The sequence below is a fragment of the Rufibacter sp. JT20002 genome (assembly GCF_056491185.1).
The window spans coordinates 59,757-76,158 of the sequence record NZ_JBSZJY010000001.1; the positions used below are offsets into that span (position 1 = coordinate 59,757).

General features: G+C 50.0%; 15 protein-coding genes. 14 read left to right on the plus strand and 1 reads right to left on the minus strand.

The features are described from left to right. Positions 1-27 precede the first annotated feature (27 nt). The 10 genes from ACW9SV_RS00250 (at position 28) to ACW9SV_RS00295 (ending at position 11,403) form a co-directional block, all read left to right on the plus strand. Positions 28-840 carry a hypothetical protein gene (locus ACW9SV_RS00250; protein ID WP_479554723.1) on the plus strand — a complete coding sequence of 271 codons (813 nt, stop codon included), beginning with the start codon at positions 28-30 and terminating at the stop codon, positions 838-840. A 179-nt stretch (positions 841-1,019) separates the two neighbouring features. Further along, on the plus strand, positions 1,020-2,177 hold the full coding sequence (locus ACW9SV_RS00255; protein ID WP_479554724.1) for an AraC family transcriptional regulator: 1,158 nt from the start codon (positions 1,020-1,022) through the stop codon (positions 2,175-2,177). A 75-nt stretch (positions 2,178-2,252) separates the two neighbouring features. Next, on the plus strand, positions 2,253-3,461 hold the full coding sequence (locus ACW9SV_RS00260) for an acyltransferase family protein (RefSeq protein WP_479554725.1): 1,209 nt from the start codon (positions 2,253-2,255) through the stop codon (positions 3,459-3,461). 60 nt (positions 3,462-3,521) lie between these two features. Then, positions 3,522-5,396 carry a CocE/NonD family hydrolase gene (locus tag ACW9SV_RS00265; RefSeq protein ID WP_479554726.1) on the plus strand — a complete coding sequence of 625 codons (1,875 nt, stop codon included), beginning with the start codon at positions 3,522-3,524 and terminating at the stop codon, positions 5,394-5,396. 221 nt (positions 5,397-5,617) lie between these two features. Then, positions 5,618-6,346: a hypothetical protein gene (locus tag ACW9SV_RS00270; RefSeq protein ID WP_479554727.1), complete on the plus strand. Its 729-nt coding sequence runs from the start codon at positions 5,618-5,620 to the stop codon at positions 6,344-6,346. A 390-nt stretch (positions 6,347-6,736) separates the two neighbouring features. Beyond that, complete coding sequence (locus ACW9SV_RS00275) at positions 6,737-7,276, plus strand: hypothetical protein (protein ID WP_479554728.1); 540 nt, start codon at positions 6,737-6,739, stop codon at positions 7,274-7,276. 103 nt (positions 7,277-7,379) lie between these two features. Continuing rightward, a complete protein-coding gene (locus ACW9SV_RS00280) occupies positions 7,380-8,321 on the plus strand; it encodes a hypothetical protein (protein WP_479554729.1) in 942 nt (313 codons plus the stop codon). A 20-nt stretch (positions 8,322-8,341) separates the two neighbouring features. Further along, positions 8,342-9,016 (plus strand): response regulator transcription factor, encoded by a 675-nt coding sequence (locus ACW9SV_RS00285; RefSeq protein WP_479554730.1) that lies wholly within the window; start codon positions 8,342-8,344, stop codon positions 9,014-9,016. A gap of 95 nt (positions 9,017-9,111) precedes the next feature. Further along, positions 9,112-10,428, plus strand: coding sequence for a sensor histidine kinase (locus tag ACW9SV_RS00290; RefSeq protein ID WP_479554731.1), 1,317 nt, complete (start codon positions 9,112-9,114; stop codon positions 10,426-10,428). Positions 10,429-10,539: 111 nt separating this feature from the next. After that, positions 10,540-11,403: an NAD(P)-dependent oxidoreductase gene (locus ACW9SV_RS00295; RefSeq protein WP_479554732.1), complete on the plus strand. Its 864-nt coding sequence runs from the start codon at positions 10,540-10,542 to the stop codon at positions 11,401-11,403. Positions 11,404-11,455: 52 nt separating this feature from the next. Here the strand turns inward: ACW9SV_RS00295 and ACW9SV_RS00300 are convergent, their stop codons facing one another. Continuing rightward, positions 11,456-12,649 (minus strand): PDZ domain-containing protein, encoded by a 1,194-nt coding sequence (locus tag ACW9SV_RS00300; protein WP_479554733.1) that lies wholly within the window; start codon positions 12,647-12,649, stop codon positions 11,456-11,458. 464 nt (positions 12,650-13,113) lie between these two features. On the opposite strand from ACW9SV_RS00300, the gene ACW9SV_RS00305 reads away from it, so the two are divergent. From ACW9SV_RS00305 to ACW9SV_RS00320, 4 genes are all read left to right on the plus strand, one after another. Continuing rightward, positions 13,114-13,611: a hypothetical protein gene (locus ACW9SV_RS00305; protein ID WP_479554734.1), complete on the plus strand. Its 498-nt coding sequence runs from the start codon at positions 13,114-13,116 to the stop codon at positions 13,609-13,611. 36 nt (positions 13,612-13,647) lie between these two features. Next, on the plus strand, positions 13,648-14,061 hold the full coding sequence (locus tag ACW9SV_RS00310) for a DUF2721 domain-containing protein (RefSeq protein ID WP_479554735.1): 414 nt from the start codon (positions 13,648-13,650) through the stop codon (positions 14,059-14,061). A gap of 433 nt (positions 14,062-14,494) precedes the next feature. Further along, positions 14,495-15,727 carry an S-adenosylmethionine:tRNA ribosyltransferase-isomerase gene (locus ACW9SV_RS00315; protein ID WP_479554736.1) on the plus strand — a complete coding sequence of 411 codons (1,233 nt, stop codon included), beginning with the start codon at positions 14,495-14,497 and terminating at the stop codon, positions 15,725-15,727. 138 nt (positions 15,728-15,865) lie between these two features. After that, positions 15,866-16,327 carry a DUF898 family protein gene (locus ACW9SV_RS00320; protein WP_479554737.1) on the plus strand — a complete coding sequence of 154 codons (462 nt, stop codon included), beginning with the start codon at positions 15,866-15,868 and terminating at the stop codon, positions 16,325-16,327. The last annotated feature ends 75 nt before the right edge of the window (positions 16,328-16,402 follow it).

Genomic DNA, 16,402 nt, shown 5'->3' on the forward strand with positions numbered 1-16,402 from the left:
GAAATTCTTAATCCATTTATCGCTACAATGAAATTCCCCAAATTACTTTCCATCCTGTTTGCCTGCTCTTTGTTTGTTTTAGGCTCTTGTACTGATGACGAGGATTCTAACCCAATTGAGGGCACTAAGACCTGTAAACCGGTTAAAATCACCGATGAAGAAGGAATAACGGCCGTTACCTACAACAATGATAGAATTGCCTCCTTCACAAACGAGGAATTTGGCGACGTGACGGTTCAATACCATACTTCCGGAAACAAATCTGGCAAACCTTCTAAAATGATCTTCGGGGACGGAGAAGAAGGAGAAGGCAGCCTCCAATACCTGTATGATGAGCAAGGTAAATTGGTAGGCAGTGTGCTTACCGGAGCAGAATTGGGTGGTGCCGGCCAATTAGCCGAATTTGAATATTCTAATAATCGGATTTCTAAAATATCCCGCTACTTTATGGTTCCGGCCGAAGAAGAAGGCGGAGAGCCTGAGCTTTACTCTATGGGCTATACTACCTATCAGTATGACTCTAAAGGAAACGTGAACCTGGCCCGTGAGTTTGCAGACATAGAAGACACCACTCCTGAGTATACCATTGAGTACACCCATGACTCAAAACAAACTCCAGTATCGGCTTTTGAAGCGCTGTTTGTAGGATTACCTGACTTGACGCCTCCCGGTGCGAACAACGTGTTAACTGAAATTCGCAAAAAAGGCAGCAACGTAGACAAAGAACTTTCTTACTCTTTCGTGTATGTCTTCAATGAAAACGGGTACCCCACCAAAACAACCCAAACAAACCAGAAAGGTGATGTTTCAGTGACCAACATTGAATACAGCTGCCAATAGAACCGTTTCATCTTGTAACACAAAAGGCCCGGAATTCCGGGCCTTTTTTCGTTTTTAGCTTTAAATCACCAAACTAATCACAGAATAAAGTCTGCTCCTGATAAAATCAGCCTCCAAAAGAGCAAGCGATACCCTATCCAAGTTCTTTTGTTAGCCATCGCCGTTTTGTACCTTTAAGTATGGCAAATGAATTCCTGCGCTTTGATTTGTACACCGCCCTCCTGCTGGCCGGGACCATTCAGGGGGTGTTCTTAGCGGGTTTGTTCTTTTCCAAAACCCCGCACCGGCAACCGTACCTTCATGTCCTGTTGGGCGCCTGGACGCTGGCGGTAACCTGTGCCTTGCTGGAGATTTTCCTGTGCTACTCAGGGTTGATGTTTCACTCCTTGGCCCTCGTTGATTTTTCCGAGCCCACCAATTTTGCATTAGGTCCTTTGACGTATCTGCTTTTGCGCAGTTTCTCGGGGAAGCGGTGGCACGTGCGGCTTTGGTGGCACCTAATACCTTTCGGGTTTTACACGCTGTACCACATTCCTTTTCTGCTTCAACCGCAAGAACTAAAATACCAGGCCTATCTGCATGCCTATTTCCCTGATGCGTACCAACCCAACCAGGTTACGCCCACCTTCAACATAGATCCGCTTTCTCTTATCCAATGGGTGAATGAATTGACCATTCTGCACATTTTGGGGTATGTGGTGCTTTCCTTTTTGTTCATGCGGAAACAGACACAGCAACATTCGGCTCCGTACACCCTTTGGGCCAAACTGCTTCTTTTCTTTTTCGCAGGGCTGACTGGTTTATTCATTTTGGTGAAGTTGGTGTTTCAGGAAGACTTGGGGGACCATTTCATGGCGGTGCTGCTAACGGGACAATTGTTCTTCTTCAGTTACAAAATTCTGGGAAGCTCTTCTTTCTTCCAGCCTGTCACCCAACCCGAGCCTGTTCCCCAGGTAAAATATGAGAAGTCTACCCTGTCCCAGGAGACGAAAGAGGTTTTGTTAACCAAATTGAAAGCCGCTGAGGAACAGAAGTTTTACACCCAGGTGTCGGCTTCGCTTCCTTCGTTGGCTAAGCAACTGCACACCACTCCGCACTACCTATCCCAAGTGTTGAATGAATCACTGGGTAAAAGCTTCTTTGAGTACCTGGCCGAACTGCGGGTGCACGAGGCGAAAAGCATTTTACTGGAACAGCCAAACTTGAAAGTGGAGGAAGTGGCCGAGGTTACCGGATATCTTTCCAAATCTGCGTTTATGGCTGCTTTTAAGAAAAACACCGGTCAAACTCCGGGTCAGTTCCGTAAAAACGGGCTTTCCCTTAGTACTACTTTATAAGGTAGCACTCTGTACCTATAAAAACATTCTCCTTCTGCTGCCTTTCCTGGTCACCTTTACCTCAAAAAAAAGACCATGGAAAATCAACTTACCCTCAGACGCTATGAATTTGACTGGCTGCGCGTACTGGCCTTTAGCCTGCTCATTTTCTATCACACTGGTATGTTCTTCGTGCCTTGGGAGTGGCACCTCAAAAATAACGAGATAAGCGAGGCACTCTTACTGCCCATGCGATTCCTGAGCCAGTGGCGCATGTCTTTAATCTTCCTGGTTTCAGGGGTCGGAGTCTACTTCGCGCTGGGGTACAGACCGGCAAAAACCTTTGTCAAGGACCGGTTCAAAAGAATACTGCTTCCGCTTCTCATCGGGATGCTAGTAGTGGTGCCGCCTCAGGTTTACTTTGAACGGGTGACGCAGGGATATGAGGGCAGTTACTTGCAGTTCTTCCCCTCGGTTTTTGAAGCAGTCCCTTACCCCGAGGGCAACTTCAGCTGGCACCACCTCTGGTACTTGACCTACGTGCTTTGTTATAGCTTGATTCTGCTGCCCCTGTTGCTTTATCTGCGCAGGTCTAGCATGAAGGTAAACTCAATAAAGCCGTGGGCGGTGATGTTCTTGCCGGGCCTTTGGTTTAGCTTGGGAGCAGTGTTGCTGAACCAACGGTTTCCGGCTACCAATGCTTTAGTGGATGATTGGGCCAATCACTTCCTATACGTCTCCATGTTTCTCTTAGGCTTTCTGCTGATGAAGCTTCCGGCGTTGCAAAGCCAGATCAGGCACGTACGGTACTACAGCCTAGTGTTGGCAATGGGGGCTTTCCTGCTGTTGGTACTCCCTTTTCAGGGGAAAGAATATGAGGAATTCACCTTCACTGAGCAGGTCCTTTACCAGGCAGTTAGATCCTTTAACCGTTGGTTTTGGCTATTAGCCATTCTGGGTTTGGCCATGCAGCACCTGAATATCAAAAGCAAATACTTGCAACAAGCCAATGAAATGGTGTACCCCTTCTACATTCTGCATCAGACGGTGATTGTTGCCTTGGGCTTTTATCTGCAGAACGCAGATCTGCCAATTGGCCCCAAATTCTGGCTTATGGCCTTGGGCACTTTCGTGATCTGTTTCTTAACCATCAAATACGTGATTATGCCCCTTAACTGGTTACGCGTTCCTTTTGGATTATCGCCCAAAAAACCAGCCAAGGTCCTCACCACTTCGCCTGAAAAGCACCCAGCCATGGATGAACTCCCTGTTCAAAGAGCTATTCTGGAACAGGGGCCACGTTGAATTTGGCCTCTGCCGGGGAATTCTCTAATTTCCCGTTCCAACCTTACCAAACAAACAAATATGAAAGTAAACCTCTGGCAATGGCTTCTGCTGGTTCTGTGGTGGTCATCGCTTGCCGCCTCTGCCCAAACCCTCTCAGATTCGGCCTACATTCGGGAAAACTATACCAAAACCGAGCACCAGGTTGCCATGCGCGATGGCACCAAGCTGTACACCATTGTGTATGCCCCCAAAGACAAAGGCCAGAAATACCCCATCATGCTGAACCGCACGCCTTACTCCATTGGTCCGTACGGCGAGGGCAAGTACAAAACCAACATCGGACCGTCTTCTGACATGCTGCGCGAGGGCTACATTTTCGCATACCAGGATGTGCGCGGCAAGTACATGAGTGAAGGTGAGTTTGTGAACATGGCGCCTCTGAAAGCCAAAAAAGGTAAAAACGACTGGGACGAAAGCACCGATACCTATGACGCCATTGCCTGGCTGGTGAAGAACGTGCCCAATAACAACGGCCGCGTGGGCCAATGGGGCATCTCCTACCCTGGGTACTACACCTCGGTGGGTCTGGTAGGCAGCCATCCGGCCTTAAAAGCCTCTTCCCCGCAAGCCCCCGTGACCGATTGGTTCTGGGACGATTTCCATCACCATGGGGCATTCTTTTTACCACACGCGTTCAACTTCCTGGCCTCCTTTGGGCAACCCCGTCCGCAGCCCTCTCCTACAGGAGCGCCACGATTCAACCACGGCACGCCTGACGGCTATAACTTCTTTCTACACATGGGTCCGCTGCCCAATGCCAATGCCCAGTACCTGAAAAACAATGTCACCTTCTGGAACGACATCGTGCAGCACCCTAACTATGATGCATTCTGGCAGGCCATGAACATCAGACCACACTTGAAGAACATCAAGCCTGCAGTGATGGTGGTAGGTGGCTGGTTTGACGCCGAAAACCTATTTGGTGCCCTTGAAACCTACAAGACCATTGAGAAAAACAACCCGAACACCTACAACACCATTGTAATGGGTCCCTGGTTTCATGGGGGTTGGGCCCGCTCCACTGGTGAGCACCTGGGAAAAGTCTCTTTCCGCCAGAATACTTCTGAGTTTTACCGCCCGAACATAGAAGCCAAATTCTTCCGCCATTACCTGAAGGAGAACGGCAAAGGAAAGCCGTCTTTGCCTGAAGCCTACATGTTCAACACCGGCGCCAACCAGTGGCGCGAGTTTGCCGCTTGGCCGCCTAAAAACACGCAGGAGCGTCTGCTGTACTTTGGGGCGAACGGGAAGCTAAGCTTTGAGAAACCAGCCGCCAGTGGAACAGGCTTTGACGAGTTCATCAGTGACCCAGACAAACCAGTACCATTCTCTGAGGAAACTACCGTGGGCATGACCCGCGAGTACATGACCGATGACCAACGGTTCGCCGGCCGCCGTCCGGATGTGTTGGTGTACCAAACCGATGTGTTAACCGAGGACATCACCCTGGCGGGCGAAATCCTTTCCGCGCTGAACATCTCCACCACCGGCACCGATGCCGATTGGGTAGTGAAACTGATTGACGTGTACCCTGACACTGCCCGCCAGAATGCGCATAACCCAGAATCGGTGAAAATGGGCGGATACCAGCAAATGGTGCGTAGCGAGGTGTTGCGCGGCCGTTTTAGAAACAGCTACGAAAAGCCCGAGCCGTTTACGCCCAACCAGGTGACTGCCGTGAATGTCCCCCTGCAGGATGTGCTGCACACCTTCAAAAAAGGACACCGCATCATGGTACAGGTACAGAGCACCTGGTTCCCGTTGGTAGACCGTAATCCGCAGAAGTTTGTGCCCAACATCTACGAGGCCAAAGCCGAGGATTTCCAGAAAGCCACCCACCGGGTGTACCACAATGCCCAGCAACCATCTTACTTAAAGGTGAAAGTTCTTTAGTATTTCTTCATCTTTCATGCACAGCAAGGCCGCTCTTCTCCAGGAGCGGCCTTGCTGTTTTTGGCAGTTCTTCTGAAAACAGGCCTAAATGGGCTAGATAAGCCCTTCAGAAAAAAATTGAAAATAATTTTACATGAAGCCCTTTCTTCATCTTCTCTTCATCTTGACAAGATAGTTTTGACCCAGTAATCATTTAAAACCAACCAAAACGACCTACCAACATGAAGAAATTAACCTTCTTAGCCGCCGCTTTCTTACTTGCAGGAACTTCCTTCGCCCAGACCACTTCTACCACCCTTGACCAGCAAACCAAAGCGAAAGCCACCCACGGCTCCGCAGTGAGCACCGCTGCCAAAACCTCGGTATCTGGAGAGATCACCACCGATGCTTCTGGCAAAGGCGAGGCCGTGCGTGAAGTAGCCAAGGCCAAGGCAGACAAAACCAAGGAAAAGAAAGAAGAAACCAGCAAAGCCTTGAAAGAAGAAGTAGCCTCCCAAAAAGAAGCTGCTAAAGCCAGAAAAGAGGAAGCCAAAGCCCAGAAGGAGGAAACCCAGGAGGCATCAGCCCAGGCAAAAGCAGACTTAAAAGCCAGAGCTAAAGCCCGGAAAGAGGAAACTGAGGAAACCGCTTCTCAAACCGATGCTGAAGTAAAGGTGAAAACCAAGGCCGAAGTAGAAGCTTCTAAACAGAACCAGGAAGCCCACGGGGAAGCGGTGAGTACCCTTGCCAAAGAAACCATTGCCACTGGAAAAGAAAAAGGCCAATTGGTGAAAGCAACTGCCTCAGAAAAACACCAGAGAGCAGGCAGGATTGAAACCGAAACTGGGGTAGCCGCCAAGGCCAATGCTTCTGCCGCCCGCCGTACCAAAGTAACCACCGGGCTTTCTACCAAAGGGGTGAAACCAGTAAAGGTAAATGCCGCCGCTGGCCTCAAAGTAGGCAAAAACTAACCCAATCCAATTTCTATCTCAGCTGCCTCTGTGTAGGCAGGGGCAGCTGTTCTTTTCCTCATCTAACACAACTAACACCATGAAACTATTCATTAGTATCTGCTTCGTATTCAACGGCGTGCTGGCTTCCTCAGCCCCTGCTTACGGCTACGCAAAACGTAGCCTTCCCTCTGATACCATTACCAAAACTATACAGTAGCTTTAGATTTTATAGAAGAGGCCTATTCATGCTGATGCTTTTGGCCTCTTTTTTGTAAAATACACAGAAACGATCTCCTGAAAAATCAAGGCTCAATTGAAAAATTAGGTTTAGAGAGCGAAATATTCATCTTCTCTTCATCTTTCAATTGTAGCTTTGAGGTATAATCATCCGGAATGCGCTTAACCCTTATGAAAATACATCAAGTATCCGCCACAGTATTCCTTTTCATTGCTTCCGCATTGGCCCAACCCGCCCTTGCCGAAGACAAGAACTCAGGGACCGGTAACGAGCCCGCCTCAAAAACAACCATGGGCTTAGCTGTGACTCAAAAAGCCGAAACGTTTTCTGAAGTGGTGTCTTCAGAAACGACTGCCACCGGGTCTATCCTGCCAGAAAACAAGGACTTACCAGACCAGGAAAAACCTCGCAAGGCTAAAAAAGGGCAGACTGAAGACGAACCAAAAAAAGGAAAACAGGAGGTAAAAGAGGTGGCTACCGCAAAACGGCAAGAAAAACCCGAGAAAGTTTCTGGTAATGGTGAATCAGGCAACGACCTATTGAATGCCCGCAGTTCAGCCGGTCGGCCGCAGAGCGCAGCCCGGCCTGGGCGTGGGGCAGCTGGCAGTGCCGTGAAAGTGGCGGGCAACGCTGCAAAGGCCGCCAAAGCCGTGAAACCGGTGAAAGTAGGTGGCGTAGGCGTGGGCCGTATCAAAGTTGGCAAAAACTAAGAAGGTCTGCTGCCGCAAAAATTATCCTATTCAAATATGTAGCCCCGGCTTCCGTTTAAGCAAACGGCTGGCCACCATTTGCTAACTTTATCTACCTACTCAGATGAAAAACATCGTTGGATTCTGTTTCCTGCTATGCCTTTGGGCTACCTCTCTTGCCGCGGCGGCGAAGAAAGTTCCCCGTCAATCAGAACCATCCGCCGCACTAGCCCAGGACACGGCTTCTAAAAAAGGTTGGTGGACTGTGGGGTTAGAAACAGCCAATAACGCTTCTTTCTTCGGGCGCAACACGGCCACCCAATACCCATACGTGGCAGCCTCGCTTACCTATACCCACAACTCTGGGTTGTTTATCTCGGCCATGTCTTACCAGTTGTTCAACACCGAGGATTTCATGGACGAAACCGATGTGTCTGCCGGGTACAGCTTCAAAGTGGGCGAACGGTTCGATGGAATGGTGAGCTATTCCCGCTTCTTTTTCGGCCCTAACACCCCACTGGTAAAGTCAGTGACCTCAAACGCGGTGACAGCCTCCGGAACCCTAGACTGGAAATACCTTTTAACGGGTCTTACCGGCAGCTATATCTTTGGAGGGAGCAGTGACCTGTTCACCGTGTTGGACAACTCACGTTATATTCCCTTGCAGAACCTTTGGGGTGGGAAAAACCCGGTGGGCATTGATCCTAAGTTCAGCATCATTGCCGGTACCCAGGAGTTCGCCGAAACTCATACCGTGGAGACCCAAAACAAGAAAAAAGGCTTGGGCACCGTTTTAGACCCCTTAAACCCAATTGGCAATGGGAACGGAAACGGCAATGGCAATGGCAACGGAAATGGAGGAAATGGCACCACCACTACTACCACCACTACCTCTACCACCAAGTTTAGGGTCCTCAACTATTCTATCACGGTGCCGGTGGTGTTCAGCTTATACAACGTTGACATTGAACCCGCTTACCGGTTTGCCTTGCCGGTCAACCGCCTGGAGGGCGATGAGTCCAAAGCACAATCTTTTGTCTCCTTAAACTTAAGCTATACTTTTTAACCGCTACTTAACCCTCACCTATGCACATCCTGATTGTAGAAGACGAAACCAGTCTGGCTACTGAGCTGATGCACTTCCTGGCGCAGGAACACTATATCTGTGATTGGGCCTCTAACGGGCGGGAAGCCTCTGAGAAGATTGCCGTTAACCGGTATGACTTCATCTTGTTGGATCTGGGCCTTCCAGACTACGAAGGGATGGACCTGCTCAAAGAGATCAAGGACGTAGACCATGACCCAGCCGTCATCATTTTAACGGCCCGCGGTGCCTTGGAAGACCGGATCAAAGGACTAGGTTTGGGAGCTGATGACTACCTGCCCAAACCCTTCTCTTTGCTGGAACTGCAGGCTCGTATGCAGGCGGTGCTGCGCCGCAAGTTCAAGTTGAAATCTTCCTCAGTGACGTTTCACGGGTACGAGATTGACAGCAGCGCACGCAAAGTTACGTTCGGGTCGCATGAAATTGTGCTCACCAAAAAGGAGTTTGACATCCTGCATTACCTGCTGCTCCATAAAAACCGCATTTTAACGCGCTTGCAACTCACAGAGCACATCTGGGGCAATATTCTGGAAGATGACTATGACTCCAATTACATTGATGTGCACATCAAAAACCTCCGAAAAAAATTGTCGGCTTTCGCCTCAACAGATTGGTTGGAAACCGTACGAGGCGTGGGGTACCGTTTAACGATCTAATGGGAAGATGTGGGGAGTTGAGGAGGTGAAATTTGGTTCATCTGCAAATTCCCGCATCTTCTACACTTCAAATTTTAAAACCTACAAACGGGTACATGCGGCTTCAGTCTAAACTAGCCCTCTTCAGTGCTGCCTCCAAAATCTTCATCCTGCTGCTGTTAGTGGTAGGACTTCCGCTGTTGGTGAACAAGGTAGCCTTGCTCAACGCCGATGAGCGCCTCATGCAGAAAGAGGAAAGGATGTACCAGATCATTGAAGAACAGGGCATTGAAACCTTTATCACCAGTGAAACCGGGGCTTACGGAAGTTATAACCTCTTCCGGGAAGAATTTATTTCCCTGGAAGAAATCTCCTCGGGCAAAGTGGTGAACAGCATAGAGAACAGCCTCCGCAAGGTAGACAACGAGATTGTCAACTACCGGGTGCTGTCTTCCACGTTTGACTTAGGCGGCAAACGCTACTTGCTGGAGATTGGCCGGTCTTTGGCCACCATTGAACACAACAGCAAAACCCTGCAAACGTACGCGCTGTACTTTCTGGCAGCCGTGGTTTTATTGACTGCTTTCACCGACTTAGCTTTCAGTAAAATCCTCCTGCGTCCGCTCACGCTTATTGTCAAACGCCTGCAACGGGTAGAGCACCCCAGCACGTTCACACCCAAGAAACTGCAGACTTCCACCGATGACTTCCTGTACCTGAACAACACCATCAACGCCATGATGGGCCAGATACAGGAGGCGTTCCAGAAGGAGAAAGAGTTTATCGGGAACGTGTCGCATGAGTTGCTCACACCGGTCTCCATTCTGCAGAACCGCCTGGAAAACTTATTGGCTGACCCGGATACCCCCGAGGGCATGCTGGAGAAGTTGGTAGACAACCTCAGAACCCTGCATCGGCTTAAAAACATCATCCAGGCCTTGTTGCTTATCTCCCGCATTGAGAACGAGCAATACCTGCGCAATGAGAGCGTGGATATCCCGCTTTTAGCCCGTGAGGTAGCCGAGGAAATTGAGGAACGGGCTCAAGCCCGGGAGGTGGATCTGAAGGTGGAGATCAATGGGGATTATACCTTAGCCAAAGCAAACCAATCGCTGCTGTTTACCATGCTCTTCAACGTGGTGAACAACGCCATCAAATACAATAAACCCGAAGGCACGATCCTCATCAAAGGGCAACCGCACCAAAAGGGCTACGAACTCTCCGTCACTGATTCTGGGGTTGGCATCGCCGAGGACCAGTTGCCTCATATTTTCAGTCGGTTCAAACGGCTTCATGCCCCGGACGGTGAAAGCCACGGCCTGGGACTGACCATTGTGAAAACCATCGCTAATTTCCATGGCATTGAGTTGGTGGTGGATTCTGCCGTAGGCCAAGGAACCTCTTTCACCTTCAGATTTCCTAAGGGAGAATAACCTCTTTTGGGCTTCTTTTAGGAAAAAGGCCCTTAAACCCAGATTAGGTAACACCCCTTGCACGGCCCGTGCGTAAATCCTTACTTTCGTGCAAACCTAAAAGAGCAACACATGAACGTAGGATTTATAGGATTGGGCATTATGGGCAGCCGTATGGCCGCTAACCTGCAAAAGGCCGGCCACTCTTTGGTGGTGTACAACCGCACTCCGGAGAAGGCAGAGGAATTGGTAGCCAACGGAGCCATTCTGGCCAGTACCCCCGAAGAAGTAGGAAAACAATGCCGGGTAGTGTTTACCATGCTGGCCACACCAGAATCGGTGGAGGAGGCAGCCTTGGGGCAGCACGGCTTCCTGAAAGAACTGCCCGGCAACTCGCTTTGGATTGATTCCAGCACCGTGAACCCTTCTTTTAGCTTACGCATGGCGCAAGCCGCCCTCAAAATGGGGCACCGCTTCCTGGATGCTCCCGTATCGGGTTCGCTGAAACCCGCCGAGACCGGTCAACTGGTATTTCTGGTGGGCGGCGAGGCGAAAGATGTGGAAGAGGTACACCCCTTGCTGGACACCATGGGAAAATCTGTTTTGCACATCGGGCCGCACGGCCAGGGCGCCAGCATGAAGATGGTGAACAACATGCTCTTTGGGCAGATCATGGCCGCTTTCTCTGAGGCCTTGCGCTTGGGTACCTCTTTGGGCATAACCGAAGAAATGCTGTGCCAGACCCTGATGAACGGCCCGGGCGGCGCCCCTTTCCTTAAACTGAAAGAACAGAAAATCCTCAACAGAGACTTCTCGGCTGAATTCCCGCTGGAGTGGATGCACAAAGACCTGCATCTGGCCGGCGTTACGGCGTATGAGCAAGGCATTGCCCTCCCCACTCTGCATACCGTGAAAGAACTTTTTGGGCTGGCCAAGCAGGCCGGATTGGCGCAGGAAGACTTCTCAGCGTTGTATCAGTTTGTGAATCCTAAGTAAAACTTCCCGTTTCAGGCCTGGTTGCTTGAAAGCAGGCCTGAAGCGGTAAAAGTCAGATTAGATCCTGCAGTTGGAGGGTGGTGTCAAAGGATTTGTGCTGCCGGCTCACTTTCAGCATCAGCCTCCGGCGGGGGTAATTCTGGAACAGCTCCAAGATTTCGCCCAAGGTCTTGTCAATGCATTTTTCCCCGTTAATGCTCAGGATGGCGTCACCGGTTTGCAGCCCGGCCTTCTCTGCCGGAGAGTTGGGCAACACCTGCGCAATGGTGTAGAAATTGAACCCGGGAATGGGACTCAGTAGCTCTAAGCCGCTCAGGTTGTAATAAAAAGGTTTCTTGAATTTCTGGTTGGGCTTCAGCAGCATCCTGGAGTTGTTGTAGTCAAATACTACATTGAAGCGTTGCAGCACATCGGCGCCCAGGTTCCCGTTGCGGTTGTTAAGCCCCAGCGCATACCTAATAGACATGGTGTCTGGGAAACAGGCCGGTGGCCTCTCCAGCACGTATTCGCCTAGTTCCAGCGCTTCCAAACGGGCTATTTCCCCGTGGATGTCTCCGTTCAAGCCTCGGCCCAGGTAAGCCTCAATCCGCTTCTCGGGTATCTTCGCGTCTGGCAAGGTGGGCGGGTACAGCAGCATGGACGTACTCATGCCACTATCCACGATCAGGCGCAAGGGGTGCTTAGAACCGTCTGGGAAACGGGCCTGTACGTTCACATAGGGCTTGGCCGCCTCCATCTCCAGCGGCACCACAGTGTATTTGCTTTCTTTCTTTGCGGGGAAGGTACCAGGCTTATACAGGGTCATCATCTTGTTCTGGTAATCAATCTCCACCACAAAGTTTTTGAACAGTGGGTATCCGATGATGCCGTGCACCTCCATGCCCAGCCTTGACGAGAGATTGAAGATGTTCTCCTCCAGCATGAGCACCTTTTGGTTTGTGGCCTCCACCCCGTAAAAATTGATGTTGTTGCCCGATGAAAGCATGGCCTGAATACCAGCGCCCCTACCCAATCCGCGCAGGTACAGTTTCTCTACATTGTTGAGGGTGATGGTATCAAATTGACCTATTTCCATGAGCAGGGTCCGATCTACCCCCGTATCCACCACAAAATTGAGCGGATTGGAATTGTTGATTTTCACCTGAATGATGACCAGGTTATGGACCAACGTGAAAGGCACCCGCACCCGCTTGCGATTGTACTGAAATTTCAATCCGTCCTCTTCCGTCACTAATTCTTGCCCCAAAAGTAAAAACGGAGACAAAAACAGCGAGCAGAACAGAAAAAGGACTGAAAATCCCTTCATAAATGGCATCTGCAGCAGGGCACCCATACTTTGCTTGTTCAATTTCGATTAAGTTAAGCAAAATAATCAGGAAAGTAAACTTCTTATAAGCCTATGCCTTTCTATAAATTATTATACTTACTCACCTCATAAAAGGTGCTGCTGAAAGACTGATATTTTTACTATTTGCCTCTACATTCTTCGCCATAAAAGCAGGTTGGTGATCTTCTCTGCTTGATCCTGCGTACTAGTTTTTAAGGACAATGGAAAGGCAGGCTGTGCCTGTACAAAGGCTAGACGGTGTTTAGGGGCTCCCTTTTAGAAAATAGCCCTAAACCGCATTGGTTCTTTTCCTAACTTGCCCCGGTTCTGGCATGGGCTTTTACGGTCTTGCCGGTACCCATCTCAACCTTTAGTTTCTTTACATGAGCGATTCTCTTTACCAACAGTTACTGGATCAGGTATTTGGCCCGGAAGCGACCGACCTTAAAACCGAAATCACTCCGTTGTACCGCGAACTGGAAACCGCTTTGAAAGAGGCGCGCCCGGGCCGTAAAAGCCAGGAAGAGGTGAGTTTCCGGTTTGAGCGTCTCCGGTTAGGCCTGGGAATCTCGTTGCTGCAGTTACTTACCGATTTAGGCGGAGACGAAGACAGCGCGCAGGTGCGTGACCTGCTGCAGGTCGCCCTTCAAGCCAGTTCCGTTCAGGGAATTGACAAGGTGATCCAGAACAAGAGCCACTTGTTTGAAGAACTTTACACCGACTTGTTTGTCAACGCCGATGCCGAGGAAGTGCTAGCCTTGTTTGAGGAAACCCTTAATGCCTCTTCAAAGGAAGAAACCGATGACCTGATTGACCGGGCCCTAGAGGTGGCGGATAACCTGGAGTTCCAGTCAGACGAGGATGACTCCCCGGAAGAATAACCTGCGCGGCTTCCGGCCTTTGTTTAACTTTCTGCTATGGAAATCACGCTCACCACCCCGGCCCTCCTGTTCCCGGCTCTATCCTTGCTGCTGCTGGCCTTTACCAACCGGTTCTTGTCGTTGGCAAAGCTGATCAGGGATCTGAAACCCATTTACAAGGCTAGCCACAGCCACCTGGTGTACGGGCAGATCCAGAACTTGAGAACCCGGCTGGTCCTCATCCGGAACATGCAGGCTTTTGGCATTGCCAGTATGTTTTCTTGCGTGCTATGCATGTTCATGATCTATGCTGGTTGGCAAACGGCCGGCAAAATCGTGTTTGGGGTAAGTCTGGTTTTGCTGATGTTGTCTATGGCCCTTTCGCTTTGGGAAATCCAGATATCAGTGAAAGCCTTGGAATTAGAATTGAGTGACCTGGAGCAGGACGAGACCATCGCCCCAATTGACTAGGCGTAAAAGGTTCATTCTTTTTAGCACAAATTCCTACAATTACGCTTAAAACGTAATTTCTTCCTGCTTCGCTTTATCAAACCTGTCCTCTTACTTACATGCCATGAACATTGGCTGATTTCTTGTACTCTACCCCGAAAACCTGGCTACCGGGGCAATACTCTCCTTCAACTGATGCCTTTATCCCGCATCTACCACCCACTAGGAAAAGCATTTTTATAAACACTTGTAGTCAAGGGTAAAAGCATAAACAAACCTACATTAACCTGGTTGTAGGAATCACGGGAGACAGTTGGGAAGGATTTCCTGCTTACACTTCTTTACGTTAGCCCCTACCCTAGTTAAAAGGTCAATTCATCCGCATGAAATTGCGTTATAATTATTGATGCTAAGCTCTGGGTTATACCTTTGTTCTTTATTGTGATTGACGTTCATGCCTATTCATCATCCTAGACAAATCTCTATTTTAGATTATACCTATACCTTACCCGAGGATAGAATTGCCCAGTTCCCGTTGGAGAACCGAGACCAATCTAAGCTTCTCTTGTACAGGAACGGCCGCATCACAGATGCACAATTCAAAGATTTACCCTCGGCGCTGCCGCCTAATTCCCTCCTGGTCTTTAATGACACCAAAGTAGTGCAGGCGCGTCTGCGGTTCCAGAAACCTACGGGCGGAATGATTGAGCTATTCTGCTTGGAGCCTTTGGAACCGGTGCGGGAAGTGCAACTGGCCATGCAGCAATCCTATTCCGTTATCTGGAAATGCTTAGTTGGCAACAACAAACGCTGGCGCGAGGGCCGCCTGGAGATGCCTTTGGGGCCTCTGCCTTCTGACGGGTTTCTCTGGGCCGAGCGCCTGGCCCCCGCTGAGGAAGGCTTTGCCATCCATTTTACCTGGTCGCCGGGCAATAGAACTTTTGCTGAGATTCTGGAGATTGCCGGTCTGTTACCGTTGCCTCCTTACATGAACCGCGATGTGCAAGAAGCGGATCAGGACCGGTACCAAACCGTGTATGCCTCAGAAGCAGGTGCGGTGGCAGCTCCTACGGCTGGTTTGCACTTTACCCCCGAGGTCCTGGAGCAGGTTACCGCCAAGGGCCATCAGCGGGCCTTTGTCACCCTGCACGTGGGAGCCGGCACCTTTAAACCCGTGAAAGCTGAACTCATGGAGTACCACTACATGCACGGCGAGCAACTGTCGGTGAGCAGGGCATTTGTGGAGCAGTTGCTGTACCACGGACCGCATCCGGTGATTGCAGTGGGCACTACCTCTATGCGCACGCTGGAGAGCCTTTACTGGTTGGGCACGGGCCTCTCTTTAGGTATTCTCCCCGGCGAGAGCGATGAACTGTTGGTGCCCCAGTGGTTCCCCTATGAGGTACGCACCACCCTTTCGGTTCAGGAAGCCCTGGAAGCGCTCTTATACCACCTGGACAGCCACAAACTCACCCATCTGCACGCCACTACCCGCATTCTTATAGCACCCGGCTATCAGTTTAAAATCTGCACAGGGCTGGTGACTAACTTCCACCAGCCGCAAAGCACCCTGTTGTTGCTTGTCTCTGCTTTGATTGGGCCCACGTGGCAGAAGGTGTACAAGCATGCTCTGGCCAATGGCTACCGATTTCTGAGTTACGGAGACAGTTCCCTGCTGCTGCCGTAGGACCTCTATTCTATTTCAAGGAGGTTTTTGTAAAATCCTCCTTGAAATAGAATAATTTATACCCTCTCATTTGATTTATGCCCTTAGAGTTGTAGTTTAAGAAGAACATTCTACCCCTATCCAAACTACAAACCCTTTATGGCATCTTATTACTCATCAGACAAGAACCTGGACATCGAGTTTCAGGGCAGAGGCGGTCAGCTTTTTGAAATCCAGTTGGCCAACTGGGTCCTTACGGCTATCACCTTCGGGATCTATTATCCTTTGGCCAAAGCCAATTTGTTGCGCTACACTTACGGCAAGACAAAGCTCTCTGGCACCTCCTTTATCTTTCACGGCACAGGCAAGGAGATGTTCCTTGGGTACATCAAAGCCTTAGCGTTGGTTTTCGCCTTTTACGGCACATTCTTGTACGCTGTCTTTTCAGAGAATTTTGAATTGATTTCTTACGTCTACCTGGCGGGCTTTCTGGCTATTATCTTGCTTCTTCCGGTTGCCATCCATGGCCGCATGCGGTACCGCATGTCCAGAACCTCGTGGCGGGGCATCCACTTTGGGTACCGCGGATACGGTTCATCATCAACAACACCGATTTATTAGGAGATTTTGACCCCGATTCTCTGCTTCAGACCGAAACCGAATACAAAGATGCCGTGTATGAAGACATCTCTGACA